Below are 16,193 nucleotides of genomic sequence, written 5' to 3'. Positions count from 1 at the left end.
TGCTTTCCCCGCCAGGAAAGCACTATAGATCTTTGCAAAAGAACATCCTTTTCACTTCCGGAATGGGCTAGCATCACCCTAGTCGGGAGATATCTGCAAATTCACCATGGAAATGGCGATCAGACGCATGAAAGAAACGGCGATGAAGATGAAAAGTACCGCCAGTTGGCTCAGCAAATTCATAGTAATAGCATTAGTTGCGGCCGGGGGGCTGCTGGGAATTTCGACCAGCGCCACTGCGGCCACGGACTACGGCTATCAGGGCAACAGCTACGCCGGCGTGAGCAATCCGCCGACCTCGGACAAACCGCAGAGCAAGCTCTGGTGGAATGACGGGTCGTGGTGGGCCGATATGTGGACCACCGGAACCGGCTGGCAGATCCACCGGCTGGACGTTGCATCAAAGACCTGGGTCAGCACGGGCCTCACGAACGACACCCGCGCCAGCACACTGGCGGACACCCTTTGGGACGGCACCCACCTCTACATCGCTTCCCACGTGGTCACGGTGTCCGGTGACACGACGCCCCGGGCGTCGGTCACAGGCCAGCCGGCCAAGCTGTACCGCTACAGCTACTCCGGGGGAAAGTTCACCCTGGACAGCGGCTTCCCGACCACCATCATGAACAACAGCAGCGAGTCGATGACGATCGACCAGGACAGCACCGGCGCCATCTGGGCCACCTGGACCCAGGTTTCCGGCAATTCGACCAGCGGCTTCACCAACACCGTCTACGTCAACCGCTCCGCACCGGGCGGGACCAGCTGGAATTCCCCGTTCGTCATCCCGGTCACCAACCCGAACCCCGCACCGGATGACATCTCCGCGATCGTGGCCTACGGCAGCAACAAGATCGGCGTCATGTGGAGCGACCAGCGTACCGGCGCCGTGCGCTGGGCAACCCGCACCGACGGGACCAGCCCCACCGCGGCGTCCTCGTGGAAAGTCCAGGACGCGGTCAGGGGCACCAATATGGCGGACGACCACCTGAACATTAAGACGCTGCAGTCCGACAGTGCCGGCCGGGTCTTCGCTGCGATCAAGACCGGCCTGAACGACGCCCAAACCGACAAGAGCCTGGCGCAGTTGGTGCTGCTGGTCTTCAAGCCCGCGACCGGCTCGTTCTCGCAGTCAACCATCGCCACGATCGGGGACTGCGTGTCCCGCCCGCAGATCGTCCTGGACACGCAGAACAACACGGTGCACGCCTTCCATACAGCGCCCGGCACCGACGTCAGCGGCTGCGCGTACTCCGGCGTCCCCGGCGCCATCTACGAAAAGACAGCGTCCATGGACAACCCGGTGTTCCCGTCCGGACGCGGGACGCCCATCATCCAGGACGGAGCGTCCGCCAACATGAACGACGTCACCACCAGCAAGCAGAGCGTCAACAGCACCACCGGCCTCGTCGTGCTGGCCAGCAACAACGTGACCAAGCGCTACTGGTTCTCCTACCGGACGTTGGGGGGCACGCCGCCTCCTGCAGCACCGGCAGCTTCGTTCACCGCGTCCCCGACGTCGGGCACCGCACCCTTGAACGTGGCCTTCACTGACACGTCCACAGGTTCGCCGACCTCTTGGGCCTGGACCTTCGGGGACGGCGGGACCTCCACCACCCGGAACCCGTCCTACACATACTCCACGGCGGGAACGTTCACCGCGACCCTGACCGCCACCAACGCCGGAGGCTCGACGTCGGCCAGCACGACGATCACGGTCAGCGGTGGCACCACGCCGCCGCCGACGTCAGGAATCACCCTCGGCGCCTCCACCACCACCAACAACACCACGGCCACCACCACCGTCACACTGACCAAACCTTCGGGCGCGGCAGCCGGTGACGTCCTGGTCGCCTCGTTCACGGCGGACAAGAACCCAACCGTGTCCGCAGTTCCGGCGGGTTGGACAGCCATCGTCAACAACCTGTCCGTCGGAAGCGGCGCCCGGGTGTTCGCGTACTACCGGGTGGTGGGCGCCTCCGACCCGGCTAATTACAGCTGGAGCCTCAGCACCACGGCGAAGTGGGGCGGCGGAGTCACCGCCTACCGCGGAGTGAACAACACGACACCACTGGACAGCAGCGTCGCCACGGCCGCGAACACGAGCTACACGGCCAGCAGCATTGCAGCCCCCAGCGTCACCACGGCGAGCAACAACGCGATGCTGATCGGCGGCGTCGGCTTCGACAGCTCAACACCGGGCGCATCCGCCCCGACCGGCTGGACCGAACGCTGGGAATCCGCTGACGGCCAGATCGCTGAACAAGCGGACCGGGTCCAGGCGACCGCGGGCGCCAGCGGCCCAGCCACCTGGACCTTCAACGTCGCAAAGGCCGTCGCAGTCTGGCGGACGGCACTCAAGCCGGCTAGCCAGGGCTCGTCCACTCCGGCGGCGCCGGTGGCTTCGTTCACCGCGTCCCCGACGTCGGGCACCGCACCCTTGAACGTGGCCTTCACTGACACGTCCACAGGTTCGCCGACCTCTTGGGCCTGGACCTTCGGGGACGGCGGGACCTCCACCACCCGGAACCCGTCCTACACATACTCCACGGCGGGAACGTTCACCGCGACCCTGACCGCCACCAACGCCGGAGGCTCGACGTCGGCCAGCACGACGATCACGGTCAGCGGTGGCACCACGCCGCCGCCGACGTCAGGAATCACCCTCGGCGCCTCCACCACCACCAACAACACCACGGCCACCACCACCGTCACACTGACCAAACCTTCGGGCGCGGCAGCCGGTGACGTCCTGGTCGCCTCGTTCACGGCGGACAAGAACCCAACCGTGTCCGCAGTTCCGGCGGGTTGGACAGCCATCGTCAACAACCTGTCCGTCGGAAGCGGCGCCCGGGTGTTCGCGTACTACCGGGTGGTGGGCGCCTCCGACCCGGCTAATTACAGCTGGAGCCTCAGCACCACGGCGAAGTGGGGCGGCGGAGTCACCGCCTACCGCGGAGTGAACAACACGACACCGCTGGACAGCAGCGTCGCCACGGCCGCGAACACCACGTATCTGGCCAGCAGCATTGCAGCCCCCAGCGTCACCACGGCGAGCAACAACGCGATGCTGATCGGCGGCGTCGGCTTCGACAGCTCAACACCGGGCGCATCCGCCCCGACCGGCTGGACCGAACGCTGGGAATCCGCTGACGGCCAGATCGCTGAACAAGCGGACCGGGTCCAGGCGACCGCGGGCGCCAGCGGCACAGCCACCTGGACCTTCAACGTCGCAAAGGCCGTCGCAGTCTGGCGGACGGCACTCAAGCCGGCCTAGGGAAGCACGCACTAACCCTGTTGCTGCCCGGTTGAGGTATCGCGAGGGGACGACGGCGGGAAGCTCCGTGGCTTCTGGTGGTCGTCCCCTTGCTTGTGCCGGACTTCGGTCAGACCGCGGACCAGCCGCCGTCGGAGGCCAGGATGGCGCCGTTGACGTTGGTGCCGTCGGCGCTGAGGAGGAAGGTGATTGAGGCCGCCACTTGCGCCGCGGTGGCCTGATGGCGGGGTTGCGGGCCGCCGCCGTCGCCGGGGTTGCGGTGATTCCCGATCTTTCGGTGTCGCGGGGGTGGCTTCGCCTGATCGCCGAGCATTCCGAGCTCGCCAGCCGGAGCTACGAATTCCTGGCACCCCGGTGCGAGCAGGCCCGGCGGCATCTGGTTGTCCTCGCCGTTCCCGAGGACACGGCCGGCTACCTGTGCGCGGCCTATCTGGCCGCGACCTTGGAAGCGTGGATGCGGTGGGCCGCGGGCTCGGACCCGGTGCCGTATCTGCTGGCCGCCGCCGGGGTGCCGCGGGTGCCGGGGGGCTGAGCGGCGCTGCCCAAGCTTGCTGTCGCTGCGCGCAATTCCCTGCGCTGCGATGTGCACGTACCGTCGGCCCGCTTGCGCAGCGCTGGCTATTTTGCGCAGCGGCAAACCTCGACCGCCGGAGGTTACGCCGTCACGGTTTGACGGACCAGCCCCCGATTGTCCACAGTGAGTCAGTGCCCGCCATCGTTGAAGGAAGTCTGCCGCGCCCCGCGCTGAGGGGCGATCGCCCCTGGCCGCGGCAGGGCGCGGCATTGATCGGATTCCTGGCGGTGTCCTGGGTGGTGTCGCTGCTGGCCTCCCTGCCGATCCGGATGAACGCCGGCTGGTACGCCCTGGCCGACAAGGCGCCGTGGACCCCGCCGGGGTGGATCTTCGGCGCAGCGTGGCTGGTGCTCTACGCCGCCATGGCCGTAGCCGCCTGGCTGGTGTGGCGGCAACTGCACTTCCCCCGCGGGGCTGCGTTCAAGCTCTACGGAGGTCTGCTGCTGCTGAACCTGACGTGGCCGCTGATGTTCTTCGGCCTGTACCCGATGATGGGGGCCGCAGCCCTGTGGCTGGCACTGTTCCTTATTGGCGCCCACGCTGTGGTGGCGACCTTTACCGTGCTCTGCTTCGGGCCGATCAGCAGGACTGCCGGCCTGCTGATGCTGCCCTACGTTTCATGGCTTGTCTTTTCGGCCAGTCTGAACGTGTATGCGGCCGTGAACAACTGACAGGTTGGGAGCGGCGGCAGGAGAGTGTTGAATTGTTCGGTGGGGTGGCATCCTGAGAGCATCATGAGCGCACACGAAGAGACACACGACACGTCCGACGCCGGCCGTAAAGCACCCGAGGGCGAGGCGCCGGCCACGAACGCCACTGGAACGGAGGCTGCCGGGGAAGTTTCGGGCACTGACCGGAGTCGCCGCGGGATCTTGGCTCGGGCATTGGGCGGCGGGACCGACCCGGATCCCCGGTTCACGCTGGCCAACGAACGCACGTTCCTGGCCTGGATCCGGACCTCGCTGGCGATGGTGGCCGGGGGCATCGCCGTCGAGGCCTTCACCTCGGGGCTGCTGGCTCCGGAACTCCGCAAGACTGTGGCCGTGCTGTTGCTCCTGCTGGGGCTGATGACTGCCGGCGGCTCCTTCTTCCGCTGGCTCAATGTGGAACGGGCCATGCGGAACCAGACTCCGCTCCCGGCGCCGCTGCTCGCGCCGATCCTGGCGGCCGGCGGTTCCCTCGTTGCGGCCGTCCTGATCGTTTTTGTGATCGGGCGGGCGGCCTAGCCGTGGCAAAAACCAGGACCGTTGCGGTGCACGATGACCCGGGGCTCCAGCCCGAGCGTACGGACCTCGCCTGGCGGCGAACCTCGTTGACGCTGATCACGGCTGCCTGCATTTTCCTGCGCTGGGTACCCCACTACGGCTGGTTTGCCGGCACCCTGGTGGCGGCTTCACTTTTGGTCGCCCTGGGCATTGCCCTCACGCAGCGACGCCGCTACCACCACCACGCCAGTGGAATCGGCGGAGCGGTGATGGCCGCGAATGTCCGGGGAACGGCGGCCATCGCCGGCAGCGTGGTGGCCCTGGCCGGGCTGGGCATCTACACGGTGCTGTTCCTGCCGCTGCAGCGTTAGGGCGGCGATGCTGCGGGAGCTTCAGGCCCGCAGCATTGCGGGAGAGGGTGTCAGCTCAGGAAGGACAAATGGATGTCGCTGCCAAAACGGCGGATGATGTCCCGTTTGGCGCTGTGGAAGGCGTCGAGATCTCCCGCGTGTCCGTGCTGTTCGATGCGGCGCCGCGCCAGTTCCTCGGAGATTACGTCCATAAAGAGTTCGGCGAGAAGCAGCCGCGCGGAGTCCCGGAAGCGCCCGCGGCCGTCGACGTAGAGCCGCACGGTGGGCGCGCCGGTGTTGATGATGACCTTGCGCTCCGCGGCGCTGTAAACGGCCCGGTCCGCGTTGTTGTGCAGGTTCCGGAATTCGTAGCCGACGAACAAATCCATGCCGTGGTCCCGGGGCACCCGATGTGCCGCGGGGTGGTCGGGGGAGTTGCCGGCAGGTCGAACAACAGCAGCGTGCGGGGGCTGGCCTTCGCTATGGTGCGAGGCGTGCTCGGCCACCACCATCTCGCACCAGGCCCAGTAGGCGCCGGCCCGGACCGTGATCTCGCCCCGCTCCCCCGGCACCTCCCCCGTGACCGTCCACTCGATCCGCTGGGTTCCGCGCAGGGAATCGACCGGAACGGCAACAGGCGCTGGCTCCAGCCGCATCGACTCGGGCAGGTCGAGCTCGAAGGTGAGCTGTTCGCCGCCGGGCAGCTGGCCTGCATCGAGCAGCAGGGCAACGTGGAACGGGTGCCCCGGCTTCCGGTAATAGAACGGCGTGGTGAAGCGCAGCGCGGCCGGTGGTTCCTCTTCGGCCGGGGTTGGGCCAGCGGATTCCGGGGATGATTCGATGCCCAGGTCGATCACGGCCGCCTCGCTCATGTGCTGCAGCAGCCGCCCGATCATCTCGGCGGTGCGGCCGGAGGTGGTGGCCCGTTCCAGATGCGTGAGTTTCTCTTTCTCGGCCTGCACGGCGCCGCCGATCATGGCGCTGACGGCTTGGGAGAACGCTGCCACGAACGGATCCTTGAGGTTCAAGCCCTCCCGCTCGTCGCTGATGACCGCTTTGCCGCGCCCCAGCATCTGGATCAGCGCCGCACAGCGAACACCGCCGAAGAGATACTCCGTTCCGACCTGGTTCTCGTACTCGAACAGTGTGCAATCGAGCACTGCCATCCCGGACAGGACCACCAGTCCGTTGGTGCGTTCGTCGCCCTTGAGCGCGAGCTCCACGTCCTTCGCCCGCTTCAGGGTGAGAGTGAAGGGATACTTCTGCCCCTCGTGGCTGAAGCTTCCCGGTTGCTCCGGGCCGAGGAGGAGGATGGCAGGTGGTTCCTCGAAGCGGACTGCCTCGCTGCCATGATCCCCGGCTCCGTGGCGGCCCGTTCCGTGTTGGCCCGCCAGCCGGACAGGCATCAGTTCCACCGTGCGGCGGTCCAGCACATCCCGCAGGTAGACGTTGTTGGACAGAGACTGCAGCAGGGTGGCGTGCTGGGTGATCGTGACGTGGGGATTGTCGACGACGATCGTGACCCGGGTGCCGCTTTCGGCGACGCCGGCGGGCATGCCGAGCCTTGCGTAGTCCGCCGGAAACGCCCGGCGGTCCTCCTCGCCGTCGTCGTAGAGGTAGCCGCCGTTCTCGCCGCGGAAGACGTCAATGCGGGTGAACCGGCCGTCCTTGATGGTCTCGATCCAGCCGTGGCCCAGGCCGAAGATGGCCTGCTTGAGGCCGCGGCCGAAGTACCCGCGGCCATTGCCTTCGCCGCGGGAGAGCGGGCTGTGCGCGCCGCCGTAAGTGAGGATGCGGGCGGCCGCTTCGAAGGACATGCCCTCCGCCTGGTCCGTCACCATCAGCACCGCGCCGTTGTGGTGCCGTTCGTAGCCGACGTGGATGGTGCCGCTCACAGGGGCCCCGGTTTTCTCCAGCCGGGCGTAGCTGTCGTCGCTGTTGGTGATCAGCTCCACCAGCGCCTTCTCCACCGAAGCGAAACGGCGGGAGTCAATCCCGATCACACGCTGGTCCACCTGGATTTCGGCAACCGTCATGGCGTCTCCCTCACCCGCAGCCCCGCTGCTGCTCCACCTACCGGCGCCGGACGGCGCCGATAAGTGGAGCGTAGCAGTTTGGTGCTTGAGGCGCGGTGGTGCGAAATCGGCCGCCGGCGGGGTGTTTCACCCGCAACGGCACTGAGGAAAACAGGCCCGGTGGCTACCCTTGCGTTGCCACCGGTCGGGACTGACCGGCTTTTGTTGTCTAGCTTTGGCAGCTGACGCGAAACAAGTAATCCGGGAGGCCGAACCGAGAGGAGGGAAGCCCACAGATAAGTAGCCGGTACGCCTGACCTGCCGCAGCCCGGCCTATAGCCTGAACCGAAAGAAGAGGATCCGGCTATAGGCCGGGTCGAAATGGGGAGGACCAACGTGCAACCAGCCCGCGCAGCGCGCCACAGGGTGGGCACCGGCCAACAGGGGGCCACGACTTCGGCAGCATCCCGTCCCTGCCCTGACCCGGGGCGTCGTTTTTTCATGAAGGGCCGCTCAATGCGCTGGTTGTGCGGCCTTGTCATCCTGGCCGGGCTGTCAGGGAGTTCAGCTCAGACTGCATTCCCCATTCCGCAGCCATCTTCTGACTCGGGAAACACGGCATCAGAATCTGCCGCCGTCGATCCAGCAATCTCCAGCGCCCCGGGAGCTGACCTGCCGGCGGAGTCGCCTTTGCCCGATAGCGGGGCTGGCATCCCGACGGAAGCGCCTCCTCCTGACAATGGCGCAGTCACTTCCGCCGAAGCCTCTTCCGGCACTCCCGGTGGAGTTGATTTGCTGACTGTCACGCCGGTCCTGGACACAACACAGCGGGTTCCGCTCGGCGTTCGCGGCCCGTGGAATCTGGTCTTCGACGACGAGTTCGACACCCTGGACACAGCATCCTGGACTCCTTACTGGTTCAATGACTGCAACCCCAAATCCGTGATGAACAACGTCAAGACCTGTTCGAGCAACGTAAGGGTTGCCAATGGCGAAGCAGTCCTCCAGCTCACCGATGGCGAGTCCGGCGCACTTCTCTCCACCAATCCCAAGGACGGCGTACCCGGCCATGTGGGCTTCGAGTTCACCAGCGGCTTCGTCGAAGCGCGGATCTTCTTCCCGGGAACCTGCAACAGGATCCCCAACTGGCCGGCGTGGTGGACAGTGGGGCAGCGGTTTCCCCATACCGGAGAAATCGACATAGCGGAGGCCCTGGAGGGTGATATGTGGAGCGTCTATCACTCAGCGGAGGGTTCGAAAAAGCGGGAGGCCTCCGGCTGCTGGTCCGGGGCCTACCACACGTACGGTTTGCACCGGAAGGCCGGAGCCAACGACATCTACTATGACGGCCGGCTCATTCACTCCTACACCACGAATGACGGCAACAGCCCCCATTATCTACTCCTGAATGTGGGAGTTTCGGCGGGTCTGCAGATTTTCGGCGAGGGAAGCAGCGTGAGGGTGGACTATGTGCGGGCGTGGCAGTAGCCGATCCTGGCATAGCAGCCGGTCGGTGGCGGCGGTCAAAAGGGCGGTTACGCGTAACCGATGTCAGGAAAAGCGCCGCGATATCACCGCGCCGGCCACTTCGCGCAGCCGGGCCGCGACGGATTCGGGGGTGGTGTCGTTGATGAAGGCGCCCATGGCGGCCTCCGAACCCGCCAGGTACTTGAGCTTGTCCGCGGCTCTGCGGGGCGACGTCAACTGCAGGTGCAGGTGACCGGCCCGGCGCAGGGCCGGTTCGAGCGGGGCCTGGTGCCAGGCCGCGATGTAGGGGGTCGGCGTGGGGTACAGGGCGTCGAAGCGCTTTAGGAGTTCGGGGTAGAGCTGTGCCAGTTCGTCGCGCTCGGCCCCGTCCAGGGCGGCGAGGTCCGGGACCTGGCGGTGCGGGACGAGGTGGACTTCCAGCGGCCAGCGTGACGCGAAGGGGACGTAGGCGCTGAAGTGTTCGCCCTCGAGCACCATGCGGCTGCCGTCGCCGCGCTCGGCCCGGAGCACGGAGGACGTGAGGGTCGCCGTGCCGTCCGAGTTGTCGAAGTAATCGCCGGCCGCGGCGGCCAGGACCGCGGCGCGGGGCGTGACGTACGGGTAGGCGTAGATCTGGCCGTGCGGGTGGTGCAGGGTGACGCCGATGTCCGCGCCCCGGTTCTCGAAGGGGAAGACCTGCTGGATGCCGGGCAGCGCGCTGAGCGCTTCCGTGCGGTGGGCCCAGGCGTCGATCACCGTGCGGGTGCGGCGCCAGCCCAGTTCGGCGAAGGATCCGGTGTGCTGCGGGGTGAAGGCGACTACCTCGCAGCGGCCAACGGCGGGGGCGGTGGTCCCCCAGCCCGGCGCCGCAGGGACTGCGTGCGTGTCCGGGCCGAGGGAAGGGAAACGGTTTTCGAAGACGGCGACGTCGTAGTCCGGCGCCGGGATCTCCGTCTGGTTGGCAGGCGTCGTCGGGCAGATCGGGCACCGGTCCGCCGGCGGCAGGTGGGTTCGGGACTGCCGGTGCGCCGCAACGGCCACCCATTCGCGGCTGAGCGCGTCGAAGCGCAGCTGGCCTGGTTCCTGGCGGGCGGGCAGCTCGCGGTGGTCCACGAGGGATGCGGCGGGCCGGTCGGCGGAGCCCGCGTCGTCGAAGTAGAGGATTTCGCGGCCGTCGGCCAGCCGGGTCATCGTGGTTCGCGTCATGGTTTCAGTTCTACATGAGGAAGCGTGCGCAGTTGCCTCCGCCCACTCCCCCATTTCCCTGCCAGCACACCCCAAAACATGCGGAATGCTCGCCGCAGCCCGCCACTCCGCCATCATCGCGGAGGTCCAGCGCGAGCGGATCGTCCCCGCCGCGGACCTCCCACAGATGCTGGGCGTGTCTCTTATGACCGTCCGGCGGGACATCGAGGCGCTGGACGCAGGGGGGCGCCGCCGACGTCTTCCACCAGAGCGCGTCCCCGTCCACCGTGACCTGCCCGGCGGCGAGCGCACCCCCTTGGATGCACACGTGGGGCCGCGGGCAAGTCCCCGCTGCCGGGCAGTTGGGGCTGGCTCGCGGCGCAGGCTAAGCTTCACATCATGACGTTGGGGGACGCTTTGAACAAACCACGCCCTGAGGCGCTCAGGCCCGATCAGCTGGCCGCAAAGCCGCCCTCCGGGACCGGCCCCGCAGCAACACCGGTTCTGAATCCGCTGGCACTGCAGGCTCTGATCGAACACGCCGGGCGTTCTGCCGCAGCCAGGTTTGCGGACGATTTCCGCAAACTCCTCGAATGCCGTCTCACCCGCGTGGACGCAGCACTGACGAGGGCGGACCCTGTGTCCGCCCTTGACGCCGTCCTCAGCCTCAAGGCAAGCGCGGCCATGCTCGGAGCGGAGCAGATGACCCTCTACTGCACAGGCCTGGCGGCGGAACTCCGCAAAAACCGGATACCCCCCGCCGGCGCACCCCCCCGGCTCGCATCCGACTTAACGTCAGCCTTGGAGGCTGTCGCGGACACGCTTCCCAACTACACCAACCGTCCCGGCCCTGCCGCATAACAGTTCCGGTTTGGCCGTTCCCTGCGTCAGAAGCGTTTTGGTTTGCTGGCCAAGGGGCCGCGCACCGTCCGGGGCGAACCGAGGCGGGAATCCCGGTCGCGTAGACGCATGCCGGGAATCATCAAATCGCCAGGATCAGATAGAGAGCCGTCAAGACGATCGCGGTAGGCGTCATGACAAGGCGCTCCGGTTTGCTCCGGGAGATCCCGTTCATGATCACACCGAGGGCGAAGTACACCGTCAGCACCCACATAAAGATCGAAGTGGCACTCTCGTTGACCAGGGGAAGCACCAGGCCGGCTTTGCCCGCCGCGGCATAGCCGAACACGGCGTAGAGGATTATTGACATTCCACTTCCGATCCTCAGCCCGGTCGGCAGGACCTCGTGTTGACCGCCCCACGCCAGCCGTCCCAAAGGCGCTCCGCTGATCAGAGCGCCCTGAAAGACGGCCAAGCCGGCCAGAACCGTGCAAGCCGCCAACGCGGCAAACTGGTCCAGCGTCATAACGATCCCCTCCTTCGTCCCCGCAAGAATCGCCGCAGGCTGGGAACAGGCCACGCCGCGGATGCCTCGCTAGATCATTTCAACCCACTGGGCGCGCCAGGCCGGCGCTTCGAAGGCCTCACTCCAATACGCCGTTTCCTTGGCAATTTTGCAGTCCCGGAGTTCGAAAATGAAGACCGTTTCACACTTCGGGCCGCCATAATCCAGTGACGCCTCGGCGATTACCAGGTTCCCGCCACTGACAGGTCTGCGGGGCGTGATGATCGGCAGTTGCGGGAAAGCGTTGTAGATTCCCCTGTGGTTCTCGGCGCCGCGCACAAGTTCTCCGGATTGCGCCCAGTGCATCACCGCGTCGTCCTGGAACAGCTCGTCCATAAGCTCAGCCCGACGGTCGCTGATACGCGCGTTCAGTCGGTTGACCACATTCTCGTTTGCACTAGATTCATCCACAGTCTTCATCTCAGGACCTTCGACGCCCGGCCAAGGTCAGCCGGCAGATTGCACAACTCACCCATGGTCAGATTCCGGGCTCACACGCTTCTTAGTCTTGCATTTTGCTCCCGGACAATAGTTTTCGCCATAGCAATTGGCTGGCGCGGCCCGCCTGGCCGGACGTACGGCTGGATATGGACGTCTTCCCACGCGAATTGAGTCACCGTGCCGTTCTTCCATCCCTGCCGAAGGATTGCATACGCGATGGAGGCGACATGACCATCGGTGGGCCGGCCCATCCGGTAATGGGCTTCCCTGAAAAGGCCTGCACGAAGAAATGTCTTGCGCATCGCACTGTTGTCTTCGCGGGTTTGCCCCTCGAACCGCAGCGTGTCGGGAACCGGCCGTGCCGATCAGCCCCGTACCGCTGGACCCCCGGCAGGCCGGAATCCCAACATTGCCGCGGCCGTCACGGCTGCCGCAACTGCCCCATTTTGACTTATCCACAGCCCGGATGCGCATAATACAAGAGGACCGCCGACCTTATTGGATCGTAGGCGGACCGCTCGGAACAGTTAAGCAGGACCGTTTTCCTGCTGACAACAGACACCCCTTGCCCTTTCTCCCGTTGCAGGCACAGGCCCGCGGGGATTGATTATCGAGGCCCGGCGCGCAGCCGCGCCGGCAGTGTCATCGAAAAAGCCGTTAAACCGCCGTGCGCCTTGCGCCGCCTGCGGAACGGCGAGTTTGCCTCACGGCCACCTCGTGCATTCCGAGCGTCGAATCTGATGGAGAAGATCCAACGAACAGGAGTAGGCATGTCAATGCGAGTCGGAATCATCGGGGCTGGCCCCAGCGGTATGGCACAGCTACGGGCGTTTGAGTCGGCACGGCAGGCAGGAGCCAGCATCCCGGAAATCATGTGCTTCGAAAAGCAGGACGACTGGGGCGGCCAGTGGAACAACAGCTGGCGGATCGGCCTGGATGCCTTTAGCGAACCCGTCCACAGCAGCATGTACCGTCATCTGTGGTCCAACGGCCCGAAGGAGTGCCTGGAGTTCGCGGACTACACCTTTGATGAGCATTTCGGCCGCGCGATCTCGTCCTATCCCCCGCGCGAGGTTCTCTTCGATTACATCAAGGGCCGGGTGGAGAAGTCGGATGTGCGCAAGTACGTCCGTTTCAACACGGTGGCCCGCTGGGTTTCCTATGACGAACAGGCACAGGAATTCACCGTAACCGTCGAGGATCTGGTCACCGAGACCACCGAGACCCACGTCTTCGACAAGCTGGTGGTCTCCACCGGCCACTTCTCCTTCCCGAATGTCCCCGAGTTCGAGGGCATCGGCGGCTTCCCGGGAGAGGTGCTGCATGCCCACGATTTCCGCGGCGCCGAACGGTTCGCCGGCCAGAACATCCTGCTGATCGGCAGCAGCTACTCGGCCGAGGACATCGGCATGCAGACACACAAAATGGGCGCGAAGTCCGTGACGTTCAGTTACCGCAGCGCCCCGATGGGCTTCGACTGGCCGGAGAACGCGACGGAACGCCCTCTGGTGACACGTTTTCAGGGCAGCACAGCGCATTTCAGCGACGGCACCTCCGGTGACTTCGACGCCGTCGTCCTCTGCACGGGTTACCAGCACAAGTACCCGTTCCTGCCGAGTGAGCTGTCGCTGAAGTCGCGCAACGTGCTCTACCCGGACCACCTGTACAAGGGCGTGCTCTGGCAGGACAACACCAATCTGTTCTACCTCGGCGCGCAGGACCAGTACTACACCTTCAACATGTTCGACGCGCAGGCGTGGTTCGCCCGCGATGTGATGCTTGGCCGCATCGAGTTGCCGGACGCCGCGGAGCGGGCAGCCGACATCACGGTCTGGCTGGAACGGCAGGCCGCCCTGGCGAGCCATGATGCCGAGGCGGACTACCAGACGGACTATCTGCGCGAACTCATCGCGCTGACGGACTACCCGGAGTTCGATCTGGACACCGTTTCCGCGCTGTTCAAGCAGTGGATGCTCGACAAGCAGGACAACATCCTCGGCTACCGGGACAATGTGCACCGCTCGGTGATGACCGGCACAATGGCTGCGCGGCACCACACGCGCTGGATCAATGCCATGGATGACAGCCTGACGCGGTACCTTCAGGGCTCGTCGGAGAATGTGGACACCGGCGCCCTCGCCGCCCTCACCGCGGCGACCCCCACGGGACAGCGCGGGTAGGACCCAAGGCTTCCGCGTCAAGCGGAACCTCTGCAGGGAGGACGACGGCGGGAACCCCCGCCGTCGTCCTGCCTGCATTCCGGAGCGCTGAGTCTCAGCTCTGGCCCGACGCAGTGGTCGATGGTGATCTCGACCCGCGGGTGCATTGACGCCGGAATCGGCTTGGATCACAATGAAAAAATGAGCGATGCCGAGAGGGACCCGACCATCCGCAAGGTTGCGGACCGCCTCGCCCCCCGCTTCCCCGCGGCGCCCCGGCACCGCATCGAAGGAATCGTCGCGGAGGAATACGACGCCCTGGAAACCGGGCGGATCAGAATCTACATCCCGACGCTGATCGAAAACAGTGCCCGGACCAGGCTCCACCGTGAGCTCAACAAATCGGCAGTCGACGACCCCAGCCGGGTGAGGGCCCCCGGCGGAGTGTGATGTCAGGCCCTCCCCGGTTCCTCCACCATCCGTAGCCTGAAACCATGGCTGGCCGGCGGCCGGCTGTGACGAGCCTCACGAGCAACAATGCGAAATACGCTTGAGACGATGGCGCCGCGCTGTGCACTATGGAAAGGTGCGGCGGGGACGGCAACTTCCCGGCCGCAGCAGCCCTGGTCACTCGAACGCTCCGCGATACCAGCGGATCAGAGGGTCCGCGGCAACGGTTTTACCCATCCTGGTGGACGCAATGAGGCCAAACCGGTGAGCTCGCAGAGCCGCCCACGGTCCCGGAGTGTTCCCGGTTTGACACCACGGCGGCTCCGCATCGGTGCGGCGGCCGGACCCCCCGATCACGAATGGAAGAACTGAACAATGACGTTTGAAACTGCCACCTCTGTCACCCACAAGCTTTGGGACCCTTCCACGATGCACCACGAGCTGGACTCCCTGATCCACGACCTCTCGGTCCGCCACAACACCCCGAAGAGCAACATCGCGGTCCACGCCAGCGGCCCCGGCACGTTCACGCTCAGCCTGAACCACGGCGCAGCCAACCTGGAGTCCGTCTCCTCCTAACACCACAACCACGGCGCAACACCACGACGACGGCGGGAGTCTCCCGCCGTCGTCGTCCCGTCTTAACCGTGTCTCGGTGCAGATGACGAGGGAAAATGCACTTACACGACAAAAAGCGGGTCGGGACGGAGCCGCTCGGATGATCCACCGGGCCGGACTGACAGGACGGCACGGCGTTGTCGAGCCTAGGCGCCAACGCCATGGACGGGACGGGACGGGACGGGACGGGACGGGACGGGACGGGACGGCAAGAGGGTCCCGGAACGGCACCTAGGCGGCTCCGGGATGATGCGTGTGGGGCAGGACTTTCGGGGGAAACCTGACTTCCTACAATAACGAAATTACGCGTAGACTGTCGTATTAGCAAGCCTGCTTACTAAATGAGAGGCCTCTTCTTCGAGGGGCAAGTCAGCGGCTTTGGCCCTGGTTGACTCGCCTCACCTCCGTGCCTGACCAGCCAACTTCCTGAAAGGCACCACCCATGTTTCTCCTCTTCGGCTTCAAGACCGTCCTGAACAACCTCCCCGGAAGGCCGGCAACCTGCCAGAACTGTGGCCGGTTCGTTCACCACCACCTCCAGGAACGCGCCTCCAAATTCACGCTGTTTTTCATCCCGATCTTCACCACATCCAGGACCTACCGGATCTCCTGCTCGAACTGCGGTCAAAATTCAGCTATCAGTTCGCGGCAGAAGAAGGCCGTGGCCTGGTGAAGGAGCTGCAGCGGCGCTCCCCCGGACCGGGCGCTGCGGCCCATCGGACTTAGCCCTCGAGGCTTGCCGGCTTCCTCTTCGGACGATGGGCGGGCAAACTACGGTGCCCTCCTACGATGCCGCCCGTCAGCCGCTCCCATAGTTGCGGCCTCTTGCCCCGTCCCTGCTGACGGCCCCCTATGTCCGCCTGCTTTTACTGGAGGCAGGCTTCACTTTCAAGAGCGGTCCATTTTGCTGGCGACTCCGGCTGGAGCGCCAGGGTCACGGGTTGTCCGGTTTGCGTGCGTCGTCCGGTGCGGGCGCGGTGCGGGACTTGGCGGTGCTGCTCTCCGGCGTTTCGGTGCCGGCCGGGGTTTGTGCCGCGGCGGGGTTCT

General features: G+C 65.6%; 16 protein-coding genes and 1 pseudogene. 12 read left to right on the top strand and 5 right to left on the bottom strand.

Going from position 1 to position 16,193, the window contains the following annotated elements:
* Nucleotides 1-142 precede the first annotated feature (142 nt).
* Nucleotides 143-3,277 (top strand): PKD domain-containing protein, encoded by a 3,135-nt coding sequence (locus ACZYX4_RS07385; protein WP_463874847.1) that lies wholly within the window; start codon nt 143-145, stop codon nt 3,275-3,277.
* 109 nt (nt 3,278-3,386) lie between these two features.
* On the opposite strand, the pseudogene ACZYX4_RS07380 reads toward ACZYX4_RS07385, so the two are convergent.
* Nucleotides 3,387-3,494: pseudogene (locus tag ACZYX4_RS07380) on the bottom strand (short-chain dehydrogenase); the annotation flags it as partial.
* On the opposite strand from ACZYX4_RS07380, the gene ACZYX4_RS07375 reads away from it, so the two are divergent.
* From ACZYX4_RS07375 to ACZYX4_RS07360, 4 genes are all read left to right on the top strand, one after another.
* Nucleotides 3,480-3,809, top strand: a complete 330-nt coding sequence (locus ACZYX4_RS07375; protein WP_463875078.1) for a hypothetical protein — start codon at nt 3,480-3,482, stop codon at nt 3,807-3,809. The pseudogene ACZYX4_RS07380 and the gene ACZYX4_RS07375 overlap by 15 nt on opposite strands.
* 173 nt (nt 3,810-3,982) lie before the next feature.
* Nucleotides 3,983-4,522, top strand: a complete 540-nt coding sequence (locus ACZYX4_RS07370; RefSeq protein ID WP_463874846.1) for a TspO/MBR family protein — start codon at nt 3,983-3,985, stop codon at nt 4,520-4,522.
* Between the two features lie 63 nt (nt 4,523-4,585).
* The gene (locus tag ACZYX4_RS07365) at nt 4,586-5,077 is read left to right on the top strand and encodes a YidH family protein (protein WP_463874845.1); all 492 of its coding nucleotides are present in this window, start codon (nt 4,586-4,588) and stop codon (nt 5,075-5,077) included.
* A gap of 2 nt (nt 5,078-5,079) precedes the next feature.
* Nucleotides 5,080-5,427: a DUF202 domain-containing protein gene (locus tag ACZYX4_RS07360; RefSeq protein ID WP_463874844.1), complete on the top strand. Its 348-nt coding sequence runs from the start codon at nt 5,080-5,082 to the stop codon at nt 5,425-5,427.
* 50 nt (nt 5,428-5,477) lie between these two features.
* Here the strand turns inward: ACZYX4_RS07360 and ACZYX4_RS07355 are convergent, their stop codons facing one another.
* Nucleotides 5,478-7,442 (bottom strand): ATP-binding protein, encoded by a 1,965-nt coding sequence (locus ACZYX4_RS07355; protein ID WP_463874843.1) that lies wholly within the window; start codon nt 7,440-7,442, stop codon nt 5,478-5,480.
* 771 nt (nt 7,443-8,213) lie between these two features.
* Here ACZYX4_RS07355 and ACZYX4_RS07350 point away from each other — a divergent pair.
* Nucleotides 8,214-8,909, top strand: a complete 696-nt coding sequence (locus ACZYX4_RS07350) for a glycoside hydrolase family 16 protein (protein WP_463874842.1) — start codon at nt 8,214-8,216, stop codon at nt 8,907-8,909.
* Between the two features lie 63 nt (nt 8,910-8,972).
* Here ACZYX4_RS07350 and galT read toward each other — a convergent pair whose 3' ends face one another.
* The gene (gene galT, locus ACZYX4_RS07345; protein WP_463874841.1) at nt 8,973-10,094 is read right to left on the bottom strand and encodes a galactose-1-phosphate uridylyltransferase; all 1,122 of its coding nucleotides are present in this window, start codon (nt 10,092-10,094) and stop codon (nt 8,973-8,975) included.
* On the opposite strand from galT, the gene ACZYX4_RS07340 reads away from it, so the two are divergent.
* Nucleotides 10,093-10,476 (top strand): DeoR family transcriptional regulator, encoded by a 384-nt coding sequence (locus ACZYX4_RS07340; protein ID WP_463874840.1) that lies wholly within the window; start codon nt 10,093-10,095, stop codon nt 10,474-10,476. The genes galT and ACZYX4_RS07340 overlap by 2 nt on opposite strands.
* Nucleotides 10,473-10,934, top strand: a complete 462-nt coding sequence (locus ACZYX4_RS07335) for an Hpt domain-containing protein (protein ID WP_463874839.1) — start codon at nt 10,473-10,475, stop codon at nt 10,932-10,934. The genes ACZYX4_RS07340 and ACZYX4_RS07335 overlap by 4 nt, the downstream gene beginning before the upstream one ends.
* A gap of 121 nt (nt 10,935-11,055) precedes the next feature.
* On the opposite strand, the gene ACZYX4_RS07330 is transcribed toward ACZYX4_RS07335, so the two are convergent.
* Nucleotides 11,056-11,283: a hypothetical protein gene (locus ACZYX4_RS07330; protein WP_463874838.1), complete on the bottom strand. Its 228-nt coding sequence runs from the start codon at nt 11,281-11,283 to the stop codon at nt 11,056-11,058.
* A gap of 225 nt (nt 11,284-11,508) precedes the next feature.
* Nucleotides 11,509-11,898: a nuclear transport factor 2 family protein gene (locus ACZYX4_RS07325; protein WP_463874837.1), complete on the bottom strand. Its 390-nt coding sequence runs from the start codon at nt 11,896-11,898 to the stop codon at nt 11,509-11,511.
* Nucleotides 11,899-12,689: 791 nt separating this feature from the next.
* Here ACZYX4_RS07325 and ACZYX4_RS07320 point away from each other — a divergent pair.
* From ACZYX4_RS07320 to ACZYX4_RS07305, 4 genes are all read left to right on the top strand, one after another.
* Nucleotides 12,690-14,099: an NAD(P)-binding domain-containing protein gene (locus ACZYX4_RS07320; RefSeq protein WP_463874836.1), complete on the top strand. Its 1,410-nt coding sequence runs from the start codon at nt 12,690-12,692 to the stop codon at nt 14,097-14,099.
* A gap of 180 nt (nt 14,100-14,279) precedes the next feature.
* Nucleotides 14,280-14,528 (top strand): three-helix bundle dimerization domain-containing protein, encoded by a 249-nt coding sequence (locus tag ACZYX4_RS07315; RefSeq protein ID WP_463874835.1) that lies wholly within the window; start codon nt 14,280-14,282, stop codon nt 14,526-14,528.
* Between the two features lie 375 nt (nt 14,529-14,903).
* Complete coding sequence (locus tag ACZYX4_RS07310; RefSeq protein ID WP_463874834.1) at nt 14,904-15,107, top strand: hypothetical protein; 204 nt, start codon at nt 14,904-14,906, stop codon at nt 15,105-15,107.
* 481 nt (nt 15,108-15,588) lie between these two features.
* Complete coding sequence (locus ACZYX4_RS07305; RefSeq protein WP_463874833.1) at nt 15,589-15,819, top strand: zinc-ribbon domain-containing protein; 231 nt, start codon at nt 15,589-15,591, stop codon at nt 15,817-15,819.
* The last annotated feature ends 374 nt before the right edge of the window (nt 15,820-16,193 follow it).

The organism is Pseudarthrobacter leeuwenhoeki, assembly GCF_055412885.1.
Note: the sequence above shows the minus strand (reverse complement) of the source record. Positions and strands in the feature narration are given on the sequence as shown.